At 36.6% G+C, this 19,236-nt stretch carries 12 protein-coding genes; 8 read left to right on the top strand and 4 right to left on the bottom strand.

The window, feature by feature from the left end; all coding sequences use genetic code 11:
• The first annotated feature begins 104 nt into the window (after positions 1-104).
• From OL225_RS10760 to OL225_RS10740, 5 genes are all read left to right on the top strand, one after another.
• On the top strand, positions 105-1,112 hold the full coding sequence (locus OL225_RS10760) for a sugar kinase (protein ID WP_213278824.1): 1,008 nt from the start codon (positions 105-107) through the stop codon (positions 1,110-1,112).
• A gap of 222 nt (positions 1,113-1,334) precedes the next feature.
• A complete protein-coding gene (locus OL225_RS10755) occupies positions 1,335-1,994 on the top strand; it encodes a bifunctional 4-hydroxy-2-oxoglutarate aldolase/2-dehydro-3-deoxy-phosphogluconate aldolase (protein ID WP_264518247.1) in 660 nt (219 codons plus the stop codon).
• 89 nt (positions 1,995-2,083) lie between these two features.
• The gene (locus tag OL225_RS10750) at positions 2,084-3,619 is read left to right on the top strand and encodes an MFS transporter (RefSeq protein WP_213278826.1); all 1,536 of its coding nucleotides are present in this window, start codon (positions 2,084-2,086) and stop codon (positions 3,617-3,619) included.
• Between the two features lie 150 nt (positions 3,620-3,769).
• Positions 3,770-5,233 carry a tagaturonate reductase gene (locus OL225_RS10745; RefSeq protein ID WP_213278827.1) on the top strand — a complete coding sequence of 488 codons (1,464 nt, stop codon included), beginning with the start codon at positions 3,770-3,772 and terminating at the stop codon, positions 5,231-5,233.
• Positions 5,234-5,238: 5 nt separating this feature from the next.
• Entirely contained in the window at positions 5,239-6,852 is a 1,614-nt protein-coding gene (locus OL225_RS10740) for a UxaA family hydrolase (RefSeq protein ID WP_213278828.1), read from the top strand.
• Positions 6,853-7,318: 466 nt separating this feature from the next.
• Here the strand turns inward: OL225_RS10740 and OL225_RS10735 are convergent, their stop codons facing one another.
• The 4 genes from OL225_RS10735 to OL225_RS10720 all read right to left on the bottom strand — a co-directional run bounded on the left by OL225_RS10735 (position 7,319) and on the right by OL225_RS10720 (position 13,033).
• Entirely contained in the window at positions 7,319-8,347 is a 1,029-nt protein-coding gene (locus tag OL225_RS10735) for a LacI family DNA-binding transcriptional regulator (protein ID WP_213278829.1), read from the bottom strand.
• Between the two features lie 326 nt (positions 8,348-8,673).
• Positions 8,674-10,095: a D-xylose transporter XylE gene (xylE, locus tag OL225_RS10730; protein WP_264518246.1), complete on the bottom strand. Its 1,422-nt coding sequence runs from the start codon at positions 10,093-10,095 to the stop codon at positions 8,674-8,676.
• A 55-nt stretch (positions 10,096-10,150) separates the two neighbouring features.
• Positions 10,151-11,479, bottom strand: coding sequence for a xylose isomerase (gene xylA / locus OL225_RS10725; RefSeq protein ID WP_264518245.1), 1,329 nt, complete (start codon positions 11,477-11,479; stop codon positions 10,151-10,153).
• 66 nt (positions 11,480-11,545) lie between these two features.
• Positions 11,546-13,033 carry a xylulokinase gene (locus OL225_RS10720; RefSeq protein ID WP_264518244.1) on the bottom strand — a complete coding sequence of 496 codons (1,488 nt, stop codon included), beginning with the start codon at positions 13,031-13,033 and terminating at the stop codon, positions 11,546-11,548.
• Positions 13,034-13,547: 514 nt separating this feature from the next.
• Between OL225_RS10720 and OL225_RS10715 the strand changes: the two genes are divergently transcribed.
• The 3 genes from OL225_RS10715 (at position 13,548) to OL225_RS10705 (ending at position 19,181) form a co-directional block, all read left to right on the top strand.
• Complete coding sequence (locus OL225_RS10715; RefSeq protein WP_264518243.1) at positions 13,548-14,927, top strand: glycoside hydrolase family 28 protein; 1,380 nt, start codon at positions 13,548-13,550, stop codon at positions 14,925-14,927.
• Positions 14,928-15,069: 142 nt separating this feature from the next.
• Positions 15,070-16,392: a rhamnogalacturonan acetylesterase gene (locus OL225_RS10710; RefSeq protein ID WP_264518242.1), complete on the top strand. Its 1,323-nt coding sequence runs from the start codon at positions 15,070-15,072 to the stop codon at positions 16,390-16,392.
• Positions 16,393-16,403: 11 nt separating this feature from the next.
• Positions 16,404-19,181, top strand: coding sequence for a glycosyl hydrolase (locus tag OL225_RS10705; RefSeq protein ID WP_264518241.1), 2,778 nt, complete (start codon positions 16,404-16,406; stop codon positions 19,179-19,181).
• The last annotated feature ends 55 nt before the right edge of the window (positions 19,182-19,236 follow it).

The following is a 19,236-nucleotide window of genomic DNA, read 5'->3' as shown; positions in this document are numbered from 1 at the left end:
TAAATTGAAAAGATTAAGCTGAATTAATAAAAAGTCAAATTAATTCTACATAATCTCTTCAATAAATCTTAATGATTTAAAAAAATTAAAGGTTGATTAAAAAAATGAGCAGCAAAATAGTCACATTCGGGGAAGTCATCATGCGACTTTCACCACCCGGAAATAGAACCATGAAGCAAAGCCATGAAATGGAATTCTTTTTCGGCGGAACGGAGCTTAATGTAGCATCTTCATTGGCAACAATGGGTTGTGGTGTAAGACATATCAGCAGCGTTTCTGATGATTTTGTAGGTGAATCGGCCATTTCCTTCATTAAAAGTTTTGGGATTGACACCGCATTTATCAACAAAAATGAACATCCTTTAGGTTTGTACTTTTTAGAAGTAGGCTCATCAGTTCGTGCCAGCAGAATTGCTTACAATAGACTGAACGGTTCTTTTGCCAATAGTAAGCCTGAACAGATTGACTGGAAAAAAGCCCTTGAAGGCTGCCAGTATTTCCATTGGACAGGCATAAGCCCAGGAATTTCCGAAGCCGCTTATAAAAGCCTGAAAGAAGGTTTACAAACAGCCCGTGAATTGGGAATCGAAATTACAACCGATCCTGCTTACCGTTCAAACCTTTGGAAATACGGTAAAAACGGAAACGAAGTTTTGAAAGAACTGATTTCTTATTCAACGATTTTTATCGGTGGAGTGAATGAAATTAATGAAATTCTCGGAACTCAGTTTCCCTCAGATAAAGAAGGCTTTATTGAAGCATGTAAAGAATTAAAACAGCAAATTCCTTCTATTCATAAAATTTTCGACAAAATAAGAATTGGTGTTACAGCAAGTTCTCAACAAACACAGGGAAGAGCTTTAGTTGGCGATAACTATTTTGAAACTGAATTGTTGGAAGTTAATCCTGTGGTCGATAGAATTGGGACAGGAGATGCTTTTGCAGCAGGTTTGATCTATGGGTTAATCAATTTTGATGACGAAAAAGCATTGAAATTCGCTAATGCAGCCTGTGCGATAAAACATACCATATTAGGGGACATCAATTACAGTAGTGTCGAAGATATTCTGGAAGTCATGAACGGAGGTTCAGGCGGAAGAATAAAAAGATAGCTGACTTTTGGCAATTGGCTTGTTGATAAAACTAAAAAAATGTAGACTTCGCTGAGTGAAACGCCTTTGCGAACTTGAAAATATACATCAAGCACTAAAAAGAAAATCTTTGCGCCCTTCGCATTAAAAACAAAAGATTAAGATAAAATTTTGAAGGGACAGCATACTAAAGGATGGATAAAACCCCTTCAATGATTATTTTCAACAAAGTAATTCAACAAAATGACAAAAATTCAATTGGTTACAAATACGATCATCAACCAAGGGGTTTTGCCTCTATACTATAATGCTGATGAAACAGTAACTCTGGAAATACTGAGATCACTTTACAAAGCAGGAGTTCGTGCAGTGGAATATACAAGCCGTGGTGATGCTGCGTTAAGTAATTTTACAAAAATGGTAGAAATCCGTAATGCAGAAATGCCGGAAATGCTGTTGGGAATTGGCACAATAAAAAATATAAAACAAACTGAAGAATACTATAAAGTAGGAGCAGATTTCTTTATCAGTCCGGGTTTCGTAGCTGAGGTTGCAGAATTTTTGATTCCGAAAGATCTGTTGTACAGTCCGGGTTGTATGACGCCGACTGAAATTATCGAAGCTGAAAATGCTGGCGTTACTTTCATTAAACTATTCCCCGGGAACGCATTAGGAACCGGATTTATGAGTGCGATCAAAGATGTTTTCCCCAATCTGAAATTTATGCCGACGGGTGGAGTAGATACCACTAAAGAAAGCATCGAAAGCTGGTTTAAAGCCGGTGTTTCAGCAGTAGGAATGGGAAGCAAATTGGTAAGCAAAGAATTAATGCTTGCTAAAGACTATACAACTATAGAAAATGAAACGGTAAAAGTGCTGGAAATTATTCAGACTTTAAAATAATAATGAGTAAGAAAACTGGAAACACCTTGTGATCCTGGCTGAGTGAAACATCTTAAAAACATTCAAACAAAACTAATTCTAAAATTAATATGAGTTCAGTTAAGTCTCTTAAACCGAGCAACTTCAGATGGACGATATGCTTTTTGCTGTTCATTGCAACAACAATCAATTATCTTGATCGTCAGGTTTTATCTTTGACGTGGAAAGATTTTATCGCACCGGAATTTCACTGGAACAATAATGATTATGGAAATATCACGGCATTATTCTCTATTTTCTATGCAGTAGGAATGCTTTTCGCTGGAAAATTTGTCGATTGGATGGATACTAAAAAAGGTTTCCTGTGGGCAATCGGAATCTGGTCTGTCGGTGCAGTTTTACATGCATTTTGCGGAATTGCAACTTCAGGAATTCTTACCGGAAACTGGTTGGCAGGCTTTCACGGATCTAAAGAATTGATTTCTACAGTTTCCAATACCTCTGCCATCATCAGTACGAGTGTAACGCTATTTATTTTTGCACGTTTCGTATTGGCTATTGGTGAAGCAGGAAATTTCCCGGCAGCAATTAAAACTACAGCGGAATATTTCCCTAAAAAAGACAGAGCTTTAGCAACAAGTATTTTCAATGCAGGAGCAACGGTTGGGGCTTTGGCAGCACCGGTTACCATTCCTTTTATTGCAAAAGCCATGGGATGGGAATGGGCATTTATCATCATTGGAGCGTTGGGATTTGTATGGATGGGATTATGGATTTTCTACTACAAAAAACCTCACGAACATCATAAAGTTAACGAGCATGAATTAACCTATATTCAGCAGGATCAGGAAGACTTTGCTGCTGAAGAAAATACTGTGAAGGCAGAAGAAAAAAAGTTCACTTTCAAAGAATGTTTCAGTTACAGACAGACCTGGGCTTTTGTCTTTGGAAAATTTATGACAGACGGCGTTTGGTGGTTCTTTTTATTCTGGACTCCGGCTTATTTAAGCTCCGTTTACAAAATGGATTCTACACAAAGTGCATTACCATTATTCGTTCTTTATATGATTACTTTATTGTCAATCATCGGCGGTTGGCTTCCAAAATATTTTGTGGAAAAGAAAGGCATGAATGCTTACTCAGGAAGAATGAAAGCAATGCTGATTTTCGCATTTTTTCCTTTGTTGGCCCTTTTAGCACAACCTTTAGGTTCGTTAACGTATTGGATTCCGGTTTTAATTATCGGAATTGCAGGAGCAGCACATCAGGCCTGGTCGGCAAATATTTTTTCGACAGTAGGCGATATGTTTCCGAAAAAAGCTATTGCAACCATTACCGGAATTGGCGGAATGGCGGGTGGAATTGGTTCATTCATTATTAATAAATCTTCAGGCGTATTGTTCGATCATGCTCATAAAGCCTGGTCCACGGTTGACGGAATTCCTTTATTGGAAAAATACCCTCAATACATCAACGAAAGATTACCCGACGGATTTTTTGAGCAGTTGGAAAAATCAGGATCAGTAGTTGTAGACGGAATCGACAAGGGCTACATGATCATATTTTCAGCCTGTGCCGTAGCATATCTTATCGCATGGACAGTAATGAAAATATTGGTTCCAAAATATAAAGTGATAAGTCAGTAGAAAAAAAATCTTGGTTAAAATTAGCGTTCTTCGCTGAGTGAAACGCCTTTGAAGCTTAAAAAGTATACAGCATGTTAGCAAAAAAAACTTGCGGACTTTGCATTAAAAATTTTATAGAATTAAAAATATCATTTAATTCAAATTAGAAAGATGGAAAATCAGACAAAACAAAAATTAAATCGTGAATTAAACAATTCTCAGGAAAAACTTCCTATTAAAATAATACAGTTTGGAGGCGGAAATTTTATGAGAGGATTCACAGATTATGTCATTGATAAATTAAATAAAGAAGCGGGATTCAATGCCGGAATTGTAAACGTTCAGCCAACAGCGGGCGGCTCAGTTCATAAATTGGAAGAACAGGGTAATCTATACACGCTTTTCTCAAGGGGAATTAAAAAAGGGGAAATTATTGATACAAAACAGGTAATTTCTGCGATTCAGAAGTCGATTAATCCTTATACAAATTATGATGAATTCTTAGCGTTGGCGAAAGAAGAGGAATTAGAATTTATCTTCTCAAACACAACAGAAACAGGAATTTCTTATGACGAATCAGAAAATAATTACATTGGTCCGCACAAGAATTTTCCTGCAAAACTAACGGTTTTATTACACGAGAGATTCAAACATTTCAACGGAGCTGCAGGTAAAGGCGTGAGAATTATTCCTTGCGAATTGATTGAAGACAATGCGTTTGTATTGAGAGATATGATCCTGAAGTATGCCCGACTTTGGAATTTAGATCCTGATTTTGCACAATGGATTAATCAAAGTAATTACTTCCATAATACATTGGTCGACAGGATTGTTCCGGGGTATCCGAAAGATGACGCAGAATCATACGAAGATCAGTTGGATTATGAAGATCAGATGATGGTTGTTTCTGAAACATTCTTACTTTGGGTAATTCAGGATGCCGGAAATGTAAAAGAGAGAATTCCTTTCGATAAAATTAATGAACAGATTTTGGTGGTTGATGATATTCAGCCGTACCGTTTGAGAAAAGTGAGAATCCTTAATGGCGGTCATACCTTAATGTTGGCTCCGGCAATTTTATCAGGAAAGGAAACGGTAAAAGAATCTATTGACGATGCATTTATCGGGAAGTTTTTAAGGGAAACCATTTTTAATGAAGTAAATCCGACGTTAGGTCTTGATGAAACGGAACTGAAAGATTTTGCAGAAGAAGTTTTTGACAGATTCAGAAATCCTTTTATTAAGCATTATCAGGCGAGCATTGCACTGTATTTTGTTTCTAAATTTAAAGTAAGAATCCTTCCGAGTTTGCTGGGTTACGTTGAAATTAATCAAAAATTACCACTAAATCTGGTATTCTCTTTGGCAAGCTTAATCAGATTCTATCAGGGAAATTTTGGTGAAAAATCTTTGCCAATTAATGATGAAGAATCCATTGTTGCTCAATTCAAAGAAATCTGGACAAACGGAGATTATGGGAAAGTTGCAGAATTATCATTAAGCGAAACCACTTTCTGGGATATAGACCTTACTCAGGTTGGCGGACTGAAAGATGCAGTAGCAAAAGCTTTGTGGGAAATAGACCACAACGATGTAGAAATTGCGTATCACAACTTTATACAATTTTATTCTTAGGAAAAATGCAAAAGAAAGTATTAAAAGTAAATCCCAAGGATAATGTAGCGGTGGCACTGGTAGATCTGGCGCGGGGAGAAACGGTTACTTTGGGTGAACTTACTTATGAAATTATAAAAGACACGAAGGCGAAACATAAATTCGTGACCGAAGATATTACCGTAGGTGATTCTATTATCATGTACGGAGTTTTGGTGGGAAAAGCCAGCCAGCCGATCCGGAAAGGAGAGGTGATTACCACTGAAAACGTAAAACATCAAAGCGCAAAAGTAGGAGGTAAAACAGAAACCACTACCTGGACCGCTCCCAATGTTGATAAATGGAAAGATAAAACATTTATGGGCTATCACCGCGACGACGGACAGGTGGGAACAGAAAATGTCTGGTTATTTTTTCCGCTGGTTTTTTGTGAAAACAGAAATGTTGAGATTTTAAAGGATGTTTTTGAAAAAGAACTGTTGTTTGAAAAAGTGACAAAACATCAGTTATTGTTAAGATCATTAATCAATAATTCTGAAACGGAAGCTGCTGTTGAAGAAGAGCAGGATTCAAGAATATTTAAAAATATTGTAGTTAAATTCATTACACACCAGGGAGGTTGTGGCGGAATTCGTCAGGATGCCGAGGCATTGGGAAGATTGCTGGCAGGATATGTTAACAATCCGAATGTAGCCGGAGCAACCGTTTTAAGCTTGGGTTGTCAGAATTTACAGGTTCAGATCTTTAAAGATGCCTTGGAAAAAATCAGTCCGGATAATAAAAAGCCAATCATCGTTTACGAACAGCAAAAGTCCGGAACGGTAGATGAAATGTTAAGCGGAATTATTAAAGATTCTTATGAAGCCATCAAACACGCTAATGAAATAGAAAGAAAACCAGCATCCCTTTCTAAACTTGTTTTAGGGTTGGAATGCGGTGGTTCAGACGGTTTCTCAGGTATTTCTGCAAACCCGGTTTTAGGACAACTGTCAGATTTAATGGCTGGAATCGGAGGTTCAACTATTCTTTCAGAATTCCCGGAGTTATGTGGAGTGGAGCAGGAGCTTGTCAACCGTTGCGTAAAGGAAGAAGATGCAGAAAGATTTTTACAATTGATGAAAGATTTTGAAAATTCAGTTGTTGCTGCAGGATCTGGCTTTGATATGAATCCGTCACCGGGGAATATTAAAGATGGCCTAATAACAGATGCCATGAAATCTGCAGGAGCAGCTAAAAAAGGAGGTTCATCGCCAATAAATGATGTACTCGATTTTACAGAATACATCAAAGAACCGGGCTTAAATTTATTGTGTACACCTGGAAATGACGTGGAATGTACTACAGCTTTAGTGGGCTCAGGTTCCAATGTTGTTTTATTCACAACAGGTCTGGGGACTCCTACAGGAAATCCTGTGGTTCCCGTAGTGAAAATTTCATCAAATACATCGTTATCAGAAAGAATGCCGGATATCATCGATTTCAATACAGGAGACGTGATTACAGGGGAAAAGTCAATAGACGAAAAAGCAGAAGAATTGTTAGAATTTATCATAGAAGTTGCCAGCGGACAGGTAAAAACCAAAGCGGCAATTCTCAATCAGAACGATTTTATCCCTTGGAGACGGGGCGTAAGTTTATAGTTCTTGTTTTTATATATAAATTATTAGATTTGAAAATGCTTTCAACAGGATGTGGGAAGCATTTTCTTTTGGAGTAAATTAAGTTTAAACACAAATGAAACAAATATTTTCACGAACAAACATAATGTTTTTAATCATTAGGAGCGGACTTTTGTCCGCTTAAGAATATACAATCCGATTGGCTTTGCCCAAAACTTAAGAATGCTGAGATTACTTTAGAATGGCAAACTGAGACATTAACGACATAGGAAAATAGAGCGTTAAGAAAAATTAAAAATTAATCCGTTAAAAAATTCCCACTGTTCGATGCACGAGACAATTTTTGAACCGAAGAACAGATAGCAAATTCGCGCAAGTTTGGGAACTTTAGGATTAAGTTTTAATTTTTAGCGGCAGTTTCCAGGTCTTGAATTTTTGTTTCTTTTGTTTGACTATGTCGAATCGTTGATTTCAAGACAAAAGAAAATCACTTCCTTTTTGAAGACTTCCTGATATAAAGCTGTGGTGCCAAAACCACTTTTTTCTCAATAGAAACCCCGGAATTATTCTCTTTCACGCTTTCAATAAAAACCTGTCCTGCCATTTTCCCCATCGTCAGGGGAGTCTGATCTACAGAACTTATCGGAAGCTCCATAAATTGTGTAAAAGGTTCATTAGAAAAGCCAATAACAGCAACTTCCTGTGGGATTTTGATTTTACGTTTTTTCAGTTCCTGGCAAGCACCTAACGCAGCAAAATCACTGGATGAAAAGATGGCATCCGGAACAGATTTTTTATCCCAAAGTTTTTTAACCGCATCAATTCCTTCATCGATTGAACTTCCTGTTGTGATAATATTTTCTTCTTTTATGCTTAAATTATGGTCCATTAAAGCCTGTTTGTAACCTTTCAGACGGTTCTCATAAATTTCCAGATTTAAGTCTCCGGAGAAATGGCAAATATTTCGGTACCCTTCATTAATCAGATGTTCAGTCGCCATATAACCACCGCGATAATCATCAATAGTTACTGTACTTATTCCTGAAATATCCTTTTTACGGTCAAAAAATATAATAGGAGTATTGGTGGAACTCAGAATATTCTGAATATGTTCGGTATCAATAGTCGTTTTGGAAACAGACATGAAAATCCCATCAACCTGAGCATTAAGCAAAGTATTTAAGTGTCTTTTTTCAATATTTACATCTTCATGGCTCTGGCAGATAATTACATGATAACCATGTGGAGAAAGCTCTTCTTCAATTCCACGGATTACGGATGAAAAGAAATTGGTATTAATATAAGGCACAATAATTCCTACGTTTTTTGTTTCCCCGCTTTTCAGAGCTTTGGCAAGGTTATTTTGTTTGTAGTTCATTTCTTTGGCCGTTTTCTTTACCAAATCTTTCGTTGCCTGGCTTATTCTCGGATGGTCGTTCAATGCTCTGGAAACAGTTGCCACACTTACGTTAAGCTTTTTCGAGATGTCATATATTGTGGCATTTTTCTTATTCATACATGCTTTTTCTGAAGTTTTGGGTATGTCTGGGATAACATACATTATAGTCGTAAATTTAATCAAATTATGTCTATCAAAAAGGAAATATTGAGATTTTATACAAGATTAAGAGTGATTAAAATCAGATTAAGCCTAAAAAATATTGAATTGGCTAATTTTTATTGAGATAGGGTTGAGTTTTTATCTAAAATAAAAACCGAATTCGCTGGAATCAAGCTTATTAACAACAAAAATTTGATTTAATGATAAAAAAGATCGGTTGGTTTAACCAAAGGACACCGAAAACCGATGTCCCCATGGCTAACTATTGATCTAAAAAATAATTAACTTTTCCAAAGTTTTTCAATTTCCTCCAAAGATTTCCCTTTAGTTTCCGGAACCATTTTCCATACAAAAAACAGTGATAAAACACTCATCACTCCGTAAAAACCATAAGTAAAAGCTCCGCTAAACTCCATCATAAAAGGATAGGTGGAGGAGATCAGGTAATTGGCGGCCCATTGAGCTGCAACTGCAACTGCAATCGCTGCCCCCCTGATTTTATTAGGAAAAAGTTCTGAGATCAAAACCCAACAAATCGGTCCCCAGGACATCATAAAAGATGCGGTATAGATGATGATGAAAACCAAAGTTGCAATTCCGATAATATGCAAATAAGAGAAAATGGCAATGGCAAACATTCCCATTGCCATTCCTATGGAACCTACGATCAGTAATGGTTTTCTTCCCCATTTATCAACCGTGAAAATAGCAACCACTGTAAAGATAACGTTAACCAATCCCATAACAACAGTTTGCAGCATTGAAGCATCTTTATGAACACCCATGCTCTCAAAAATCCTCGGAGCATAGTATAAAGCTACATTAATTCCCACAAACTGCTGAAAAACAGAAAGTAAAATTCCAATAATAATAACTGTTTTCCCGAATGTAAAAAGCTCACTTTTATGTTGAGCAACAGTTCCCTTAATTTCCTGAAAAATTTCATGTCCTCTAAGCTGCCCATTAATTTTTGTTAAAATTTTAAGCGCTTCATCATCTTTTTTAGTTAAGGTTAAATATCGGGGAGTTTCCGGAACAAAAAACAGTAAAATCCCGAATAAGGCAGCCGGAATTGTCAGGGATAAAAACATATAACGCCAGCCGATATCGTTGATCCATTCTACTGATTTTCCGTAGGCAATACCCCAGTTGACAAAATATACTACCAGCATCCCAAAAATTATGGCAAACTGATTTAGAGAAACCAATCTTCCACGAACTTCAGCAGGGGCTATTTCTCCAATATACATCGGGCAAACCGCGGAAGCAAGACCAACACCAATTCCTCCAATAATTCTATAAAAGTTAAAAGCCAGCAAAACACCCAATGATTGTTCACCCTGCTTAAAAAATAAAAATTCAGGATAAGCAGCTCCCAAGGCACTGATGAAAAATAAAAATGCAGCTACCATCAGTGATTTTTTCCTTCCTAATCTGGTTGAAAAATATCCGGAAACAACCCCTCCGATGACACACCCTATCAATGCACTGGAAATAGTGGCTCCATGAGCCAATGAACTCAGTCCCAATGGGATAATTAAATATTCCTGAATGGACTTTTCTGCCCCCGAAATAACGGCTGTATCATATCCGAACAAAAGCCCTCCCAAAGTGGCAACCAATGTAAGCATGGTGACATATACCATGTTGATTTCTGCCTTTGTTCCTGAAGAATATTTCGTGCCCGAATCTATTATTTGCATAGTCTCATATAGTTTTAGTTGTTAAAAATTAGATACTTTGTTAACGGCATTTGTATTATAAATACTGATTAATCAGACTTTCCAGATATTCCTGTTTACCACTTTCCCTGCCTACTTCTCCAAGCCCTTCCGCATGGGAAGCCAGGTCAGTAAGAGATAATTTCCCCTCTTCAAAATCTTTACCTTTTCCGTTATTGAAAGAAGCATATCTGTCAGCTCTGATCTCAGAATATTTTGATTTTTCTAAAATAGCATCTGCAGCCAGGAAAGCTCTTGCAAAATTGTCCATTCCGCTGATATGAGCGATGAAAATATCTTCCAGGTCTGTTGAGTTTCTTCTGATTTTAGCATCAAAATTTACACCTCCACCCTGAAAACCTCCTGCCTGAATAATTACCAGCATTGCCTGCGTCATTTCATATAAATCAACAGGAAACTGGTCTGTATCCCAGCCATTTTGATAATCTCCACGGTTGGCGTCAATACTTCCTAAAACGTTGTTGTCGGCCGCTACTTGTAATTCATGTTCAAAAGTATGCTGGGCTAAAGTTGCGTGATTGACCTCAAGGTTAAGCTTGAAATCATCCAGTAAATCATATTGACGAAGAAAGTTTAAGCAGGTTGCCGCATCAAAGTCATACTGATGTTTCGTAGGCTCCATTGGTTTTGGCTCAATAAAGAAAGTCCCTTTGAACCCTTGTGAACGTGCATAATCTTTTGCTATGTGTAGAAACTTTGCCATATGTTCAAGTTCACGTTTCATGTTGGTGTTCAGTAAAGACATGTATCCTTCACGGCCACCCCAGAAAACATAATTTTCTCCGCCTAGCTTAATCGTTGCATCTAAGGCATTTTTAATCTGTCCTCCGGCATAAGCCAATACGTCAAAGGATGGATTTGTAGCTGCGCCATTCATAAATCGGGGATTGGAGAAACAGTTTGAAGTTCCCCAAAGTAATTTTACTTCGGAAGCTGCCTGTTTTTCTTTGGCATAATCGGTTATAAATTCTATTCTTTTGGTTGATTCTTTAAAATTATCCGCCTCATCAATTAAATCATAATCGTGGAAACAGTAGTAAGGCACACCTAGTTTTGTGAAAAATTCGAAAGCCGCATCCATTTTTTCTGTTGCTCTTTGCTTAACATCTGTTGCGTTTAACCATTCAAAATGCTGTGTTCCCACTCCAAAAGGATCTCCACCCGTTGCACAGAATGTATGCCAGTAAGCTGTTGCAAATTTGAAATATTCTTTCATCGTTTTCCCTCGAATCACTTTATTTTCGTTATAAAATTTGAAAGCCAGAGGATTGTCAGATTCTTTTCCTTCAAATTGAATTTTTCCAATTCCTTTGAAATACTCTTTGTTGCCCATTGTAATTGCCATATATTTTAGTTTTAGTTAGATGATAACATTTATGCAATCGATTGCATAAATGTGTTTGAAAATTTCTTAATGATTTAGATTTTGCAATAGTTTTAATTTCCATTTTTCGTAACTATCCTTGTACTGGTTATAGTTCTTATTATCAGGATAATAGCTTTTTAAAATGTCTTTGTCAGTCAGGATCTCATTTTGCGATTTGAATGCTCCGGATCCCATGGCTGCGGCTCTTGCTGCACCCGTAGAACCTGTGGAATCTATAATTCTTATTTCAGTATCCAAAATAGTAGTGATGGTCTGCGTGAATAAAGAAGAGCGGAATAAATTGTCACCGCCTGCTTTTATAATACCTTTCTGAAGCCCGTCGGACATTAAAATATCCGTTCCGTAAACAAAAGAAAAGGCAATACCTTCTAATCCCGCCCGGAAAAGATGCTCGCTTTTATGACGGTTAAAATTCAGGTTAAAAACAGACGAGCCAATATCTTTATTATGCAGTACTCTCTCTGCTCCGTTTCCGAAGGGCAGGACAATAACTCCATCGGAACCGATCGGTATTTTTGAAGCTAAATCATTAATTTCATGATAGCTGTGTCTTTTTTGATCCACCTGATGTCGAAGCCAGCTGTACTGAATTCCCGCACCATTGAGGCAAAGCATTTTCCCGATTCTCGGCTGTTCCTTTGTGTGGTTAATGTGGGCAAAATTGTTAATTCTTACAGATTCCTTTGATTTAATATTGTCAGTCACACCATAAACAACTCCGGAAGTTCCGCCTGTTGCGGCAATCTCTCCGAGATTCATTACATTGAGGGAAAGTGCGTTATTGGGTTGGTCTCCGGCTCGGTAATAAACAGGAATTCCCTCGGGAAGACCACTTTCTTCTGCTCCCTGTTTTGAAACATAGCATTGTTCAGTGAAATTTTCCACAATATTAGAGACAAAGGATTCCTCAATTCCCAGGTGTTCCAACATTGTTTTTGAAACTCTATGCTTTTCAAAATCCCAAAGTATACCTTCTGAAAGCCCTGTAACAGAAGTTGTTGCTTCGCCACTAAGCTTAAATGCAATGAAATCTCCCGGAAGCATAAATTTCCAGATCTTGTCATAGATCTCGGGGGTATTTTCCTGTACCCATTTCAGTTTGGAAGCGGTGAAATTTCCCGGAGAATTAAGCAGTTCTTTCATGCATTCTTTTTCTCCGATCTCACTAAAAATCCGGTCGCCAATTTCAACAGCCCGGCTGTCACACCATATAATTGAAGGACAAAGTACTTGTTTGTCTTTTCCAATCAATACTAATCCATGCATTTGATAGGAGATACCAATTCCTTTAATCTCATTTTTGTGGATTTTGCTCTCTGCAATTATTTTTTGTGTGAGAATCCGGAGATTTTGCCACCATTCATCGGGGTTTTGTTCTGCCCAGCCTGCTTTTGGGGAATCTATTGACATTTCATGTTCCGGGTATTTGGCATGGGCAACTAATTTTCCCTGATCATCTACGATGGAAGCCTTTATCGATGAGCTTCCTACATCATAACCTATAAACTTCATTAATTATTAATAATTGTAATGCTTTAAATGTAATAATTTTATGTATTATACCGAAGATTTTTATAAATATGTTAATTTTTAATATTATTGAATATTAAATTATTGTTATTCAGTATTTTAACTTTAATTAATTATTTTTTAAATGCTTTAATTCCAATTAAATTAAATAAATTGAGTAATTAACTTTAACTAAAAAAGGCTTTAATTATCCAATATTGAGCAATCGATTGCGCAAATTAATGATTAATTTATATTTTGGTAGATGTTAACCAAGGATAAATCATCGCAAATTAATCAACATGAAAGAGCAGGATACCGTCAAATTCTAAAATGTATACTTTTATGAAAATGAAATGAAAGAATAATTTCGTTATAGAGTTGAAGATTATTTGTTGATTTTTTTGTAAAAACAAACCGAATAAATTTTATTTAAATGATATTCCTTTATTTTGCCATTCTTTTGAATACTGAATTTTATTAATGAAAAATCAGATTCTACAATAAAAAATAAATTATGAAATCTCAAAATACATCAAGCTTTTTATTATCCCTGCTGATGCTTTTATTGTTTTCATCAGGCATAAAAAGCCAGGATAAATTTCCCGACGGCACCATAATTCAAAGATGGTTTAAAGAAAACAAACCTACAGACATCAGTAAATTAGGTAAAAAATATATTCTTACCGATAATGGAGTGAAAAACGACAGTACGATTCTTCAGACAAAACAGGTTCAGCAGGTCATTGATCTTGCAGCTAAAAATGGCGGTGGGGTAATTATTGTACCCAAAGGAACATTCCTGATCAGTTCGGTATTTTTCAAACAAGGAACACATTTACATTTGGAGAACGGTGCGAAATTAAAAGGAAGCGATGATATCAGTGATTTTCCGGTTGTGGAAACAAGAATGGAAGGGCAGACTATAAAATATTTTCCTGCAATAATCAATGCAGATGGGTTAAATGGTTTTACTATTTCGGGAAAAGGAACACTTGACGGAAACGGATTGCGCTTTTGGAAAGCATTCTGGAAAAGACGTCAGTGGAATCCTAAGTGTACCAATATGGACGAAATGAGACCCAGAATCATCTATGTTTCAAATTCTAAAAATGTTCAGGTTGAAGGGATTACCGTAAAAAACTCTCCTTTCTGGAGTACACATTATTATAAAAGTGAATTTGTAAAATTGTTAAACCTGACAATTCTTGCACCAAAAGAACCGGTAAAAGCACCAAGTACAGATGCCGTTGATATTGATGCCTGCACGAATTTCCTGATTAAAAATTGCTATATGTCGGTGAACGACGACGCCATTGCATTAAAAGGTGGAAAAGGTCCGAAAGCAGATAAAACTCCTGAAAATGGTGAAAACAGAAATATCATCATCGAAGATAACAACTTTGGGTTTTGTCACAGTGTTCTTACTTGCGGCAGCGAATCAATCCACAATTATAACGTAATTCTGCGCAACTCAAAGGTGAAAGATGCTTCCAGACTGCTCCACCTTAAAATGAGACCGGATACTCCTCAGCATTACGAATATATTACCGTTGAAAATATCACGGGCAATGTCAAAACTTTCTTGTATGTGAAAGGTTGGAGCCAGTTTTTCGATTTGAAAGGAGAGGAAAAGCCTAAAAAATCTTTAGCGAATGATATTCTGATTAAAAATATTGATATCAGTTGTGAAACGGCATTCGATGTTGAAAAATCAGACTTGTATGATCTGATAGATTTCACGTTGGATAACCTGAAAATAAAGGCTTTAAAACCAAAAGAGGAGAATTTGGGGGCTATTAAAAATTTAAAAAAAATTAAAGTAAATGTTACTCAGGTTGCCTCGCTAGACCAGTCTTATGACAAGAAAGATGATTCCGACATTGCTGCAAAATGAGTTTTTTGTCTAAAATATTCGGCGTGGTATGCTTATGCTCCCAATTATTGCATTCTCAATTTAGATTGGGACGGTTTCTGAGCATACAAGCGAATAGGATTTTTGGATTAATGGTGGAGTCAATATTTTTAATGGAGTGATTATGAAAAGTTGGATAAGAATTATAACCATTTTTATTTGTTCATCGATGTTTACCCAGCAAACCAATTTTAAATTTGATTTTGGCGGAAGCAGAGTTCAGGATGGTTTTATTCCCATCACGGAACATTCTGAATTCGACAGAAAAGCAGGCTATGGATTCATGGATATTTCCGGCTTAAAATCAATCGACAGAGGAGGAAATGCTTTGACGGGAGATTATATTACCAGCGACAGACCTTTCTATTTTTCGGTGGTACTTCCGGAAGGGAATTATGATATTAAGTTAAATTTAGGTGATTCTAAAGGAACTTCTCAAACAACAGCTCGTGTAGAAAACCGTCGTCTGATGCTGGACGAAGTAAAAACAAAAGAAGGTGAAATAGTTGAAAAACTTATTACAGTTCATATTAAAGACAGCATTCTCCGTAATCAGGATGGAGTTGAAATTGGAATTGTAAAATTAAAACCAAGAGAAAGAAAATATTTACATTGGGACAACTTATTGACGATTGAATTTAACAGTAAAGCCCCAAAAATTTGTGCAATAACCATTCAGTCTAACAAAACGGCAAAAACAATTTACCTGACAGGGGATTCCACGGTTGTAGATGCACAGTACGAACCCTGGGCCTCGTGGGGACAAATGCTACCGTGTTTTTTTGTTCCGGAAGAAGTTGTTGTTGCGAATTACGCCGAAAGCGGAGAAACTTTGAAAGCTTTTGAAGACCGCCATCGGATTGATAAAATCTGGAACAAAATAAAGCCTGGAGATTATCTGTTCATCCAGTTTGGGCATAATGATCAGAAGTATGGCAACAGCACAAAATCTGGTTATAGAAAAAGATTACAGGAATGGAGTAATAAAGCAAAACAATTGGGAGCGATTCCTGTTTTAGTTACATCAATGAATCGAAGAGTTTTTGATAAGAATAATAAGATTGTCAATACTCTTGATGATTTTCCTGATGCGATGCGGGAAATTAGCAAAGAAGAAAATGTATATTTAATCGACCTGAATGCAATGAGTAAAACGCTTTTTGAAGCGTTGGGACCGGAAAATTCTAAAAAAGCATTTGTCTATTATCCTGCAAATTCTTATCCCAATCAGAAGGATGCTTTGGCAGATGATACTCACTTTAATACGTATGGCGCTTATGAACTGGCAAAATGTGTCATAAAAAGTATTGTCGATCAGAAGCTGCCTTTGACTAAGTTTATTTCTAAAAAATATAAAGGTTTTGACTTAAATCAACCTGATCCTTTTGAAAAATTCCATTGGCCGGAATGTATCTTCATGGAATCTTTAAAACCGGATGGAAACTAAAAAGTAAGAAAATGAATATTCAATCTATAGTAAAGGCAGGCATATTTTGTTTTGCGTTTGGGAATCTTCCTGCACAAAATCCGTGGCCAAAAACCACTGAAACGGCAAAGCCGTGGACACGATGGTGGTGGATGGGAAATGCTGTCAGCGAAAAAGGATTGGATAAAGAATTGACAACACTTAATAAAGCAGGTTTCGGTGGCATAGAAATCGTTCCCATTTATGGAGCAAAAGGTTTTGAAAATCAGTACATCAATTATCTTTCTCCGGAGTGGATGAAAATGCTTCAATTCACTACATGCAAAGCAAAAAGTTTGAACATGGGAGTTGATATGGCTGTAGGAACAGGCTGGCCAATCGGTGGTTCGCAGGTTGACAAAGAAGATGCCGCTACAAAAATGATTGTTCAGACATACACAATTTCATCAGGCGAAAAATTTTCAGAGCAAATCATTCTGAATGATGAAAAACAGAAGAATTTAGAAACAATAAAATTAGATATTGTAACGGCTTACAATGAGAAAAATGAAGCAGTTGTTTTAACTGATAAAATAGCAAATGACGGCTCTCTCAACTGGAAGCCGGATTCCGGGAAATGGACGATTTATGCTGTTTTTACAGGCAAAACTTTACAAAAAGTAAAACGTGCAGCTCCAGGTGGTGAAGGGTATACACTAGATCATTTTTCACCTGATGCAACGAAAGATTATCTTAAAACTTTCGATAAAGCTTTTGGAAACTCAAACTATGGAATCCGTTCTTTTTTCAATGACAGTTATGAGGTTTATAATGCTGACTGGACCCCTGATTTTAAAAGTGAATTTAAAAAAAGGAGAGGATATGATTTGAGTCCATACATTAAATATCTTGTCAGTAACGAAGAAAACGAGATGACGGGTAGAATTAAGTCAGATTACAGGGAAACCCTGAGCGAATTGATTTTGAGCAATTTTACTAAGGATTTTACAAACTGGGCTCATTCCAAAAATTCCAAAAATACCAACCAGGCCCACGGATCGCCAGGAAATTTACTGGACTTGTATGCTGCAGTCGATATTCCGGAGTCTGAGACTTTTGGAAGTACGGTTTTTGATATTCCGGGGCTGAGAAGAGAGCGTACAGATGTGCAAAAATCTGATCAACCGGATATTAATATGCTGAAATTTGCTTCATCGGCTGCCAATGTTAGAGGTAAACAATTAATTTCAAATGAAACTTTTACATGGCTTACAGAGCATTTTAAAACCTCCTGGTCGCAAGCAAAACCCGAAGTGGAGCAGGTTTTTCTATCTGGAATCAATCACGTTTTTTATCATGGTACAACATATACACCGGCCGATGTTCCTTTTCCGGGATGGCTTTTTTACGCTTCGGTTAATTTTGTTCCGGAAAACAGTTTGTGGCCACATTTAATGGGATTAAATTCTTATGTTGCCCGTACTCAAAGTGTTTTGCAGAGCGGGAAATCTGATAATGAACTGTTGATATACTGGCCAATTTATGACCAATGGGCTAATCCGAATGGAAAAGATATCGCGTTTAAAGTTCATAACGTGGAAAAATGGCTGCAGCCAACTCCAATGTATAAGAATTTAACGAAGCTAAGCAAAATGGGCTATGCTCTTGATATGATTTCTGACAAGATGATTGGCGAATCCAAATCGGAAAACCAGAAAATTCAGACTGCAAAAGAAGGATCTTCTTACCGGGTTTTAATTATTCCTGAATTAACTTATTTGCCGGAAACTACGATACATTATATTCTCAAATTAGCTCAAAATGGCGCTTCGGTTATTTTTCAAAATGAGCCAAAAGATATTCCCGGAAATTTTGAAGTTGAAAAAAGAAGAGCAGAACTGAAATCATTGTGGGCTCAGATCGAGTTTCAGGATCACGGAGAAAATATAAAAACTGCGAGTTTCGGAAAAGGAAAAATTGTGTTAAGTGCTGATATTGAAAAAGGCTTGGAATATTTAAAAATACAAAAAGAACAATTAACGGAAACCGGATTGAGGTTTGTGAGGAGACAGTTTGACGGTGGAAAATACTATTTCATTGTTAATCATACTGCAAAGGACATTAATCAGTTTATTCCTTTAAACTATACAGGAAAGCAAGCCGTGATCATGAATCCGGAAAACGGAGATTTCGGAGTTGCGGAAATACAAAACAATTCTGTAAGAATTCAACTGAAATCCGGACAATCTTTATTTTTTAAAAATAGTGAATCTGTTGATCATTCCATTGCAAAATGGAATTATATTGAAAAAATAGATTCCCCTATCAGTTTAAATCAAGCATGGCAGCTGACTTTCAAAGAAGGCGGTCCCGAACGTCCAAAATCAAGGATTCTAAAAAATCCGGAACCCTGGACGAACTTTTCAGAAGATTCTGCAACACAGAGCTTTTCAGGAACCGGTGTTTATACAACAACATTAGTTTTGAAGAATAAAAAAGCAGACGATTATCTTTTAAAATTCGATAAACTATATGAAAGTGCAAAAGTAATTGTTAACGGTCAGGAAGCTGGGATTGTCTGGAGTATTCCTTTTGAAATCAACATTGGGAAATATCTGAAAAAAGGGAAAAATACCATTCAGATTGAAGTCTGCAATTTGATGGCAAATAGAATCCGTTACATGGATCAGAATAAAATTCAATGGCGTAATTATCATGAAATTAATTTTGTAAATATTGATTATAAAGCTTTTGATGCCTCTGGATGGAAAATTCAGCCTTCCGGATTGGATGGACAAATTCAGTTATTTCCATTATATTTTTCAAAATAGAATTCATATAAAGAAAAGTATATCAAAATAAATTGCGCAATCGATTGAATTATAT

This window comes from Chryseobacterium viscerum, assembly GCF_025949665.1.
GTDB classification, from domain to species: Bacteria; Bacteroidota; Bacteroidia; order Flavobacteriales; family Weeksellaceae; genus Chryseobacterium; species Chryseobacterium viscerum_A.
The sequence above is the reverse complement of the archived record's forward strand: the minus strand, read 5'-3'. Positions and strand labels throughout refer to the sequence as shown.

What these genes read in the sequence shown, in the direction of transcription:
- OL225_RS10740 (WP_213278828.1), top strand. Translation starts at nt 5,239, where the DNA reads ATGCAAAAGAAAGTATTAAAAGTAAATCCCAAGGATAATGTAGCGGTG.
- OL225_RS10710 (WP_264518242.1), top strand. Translation starts at nt 15,070, where the DNA reads ATGAAAAGTTGGATAAGAATTATAACCATTTTTATTTGTTCATCGATG.
- OL225_RS10760 (WP_213278824.1), top strand. Translation starts at nt 105, where the DNA reads ATGAGCAGCAAAATAGTCACATTCGGGGAAGTCATCATGCGACTTTCA.
- OL225_RS10750 (WP_213278826.1), top strand. Translation starts at nt 2,084, where the DNA reads ATGAGTTCAGTTAAGTCTCTTAAACCGAGCAACTTCAGATGGACGATA.
- OL225_RS10735 (WP_213278829.1), bottom strand. Translation starts at nt 8,347, where the DNA reads ATGAATAAGAAAAATGCCACAATATATGACATCTCGAAAAAGCTTAAC.
- OL225_RS10715 (WP_264518243.1), top strand. Translation starts at nt 13,548, where the DNA reads ATGAAATCTCAAAATACATCAAGCTTTTTATTATCCCTGCTGATGCTT.
- xylE (WP_264518246.1), bottom strand. Translation starts at nt 10,095, where the DNA reads ATGCAAATAATAGATTCGGGCACGAAATATTCTTCAGGAACAAAGGCA.
- OL225_RS10705 (WP_264518241.1), top strand. Translation starts at nt 16,404, where the DNA reads ATGAATATTCAATCTATAGTAAAGGCAGGCATATTTTGTTTTGCGTTT.
- xylA (WP_264518245.1), bottom strand. Translation starts at nt 11,479, where the DNA reads ATGGCAATTACAATGGGCAACAAAGAGTATTTCAAAGGAATTGGAAAA.
- OL225_RS10755 (WP_264518247.1), top strand. Translation starts at nt 1,335, where the DNA reads ATGACAAAAATTCAATTGGTTACAAATACGATCATCAACCAAGGGGTT.
- OL225_RS10745 (WP_213278827.1), top strand. Translation starts at nt 3,770, where the DNA reads ATGGAAAATCAGACAAAACAAAAATTAAATCGTGAATTAAACAATTCT.
- OL225_RS10720 (WP_264518244.1), bottom strand. Translation starts at nt 13,033, where the DNA reads ATGAAGTTTATAGGTTATGATGTAGGAAGCTCATCGATAAAGGCTTCC.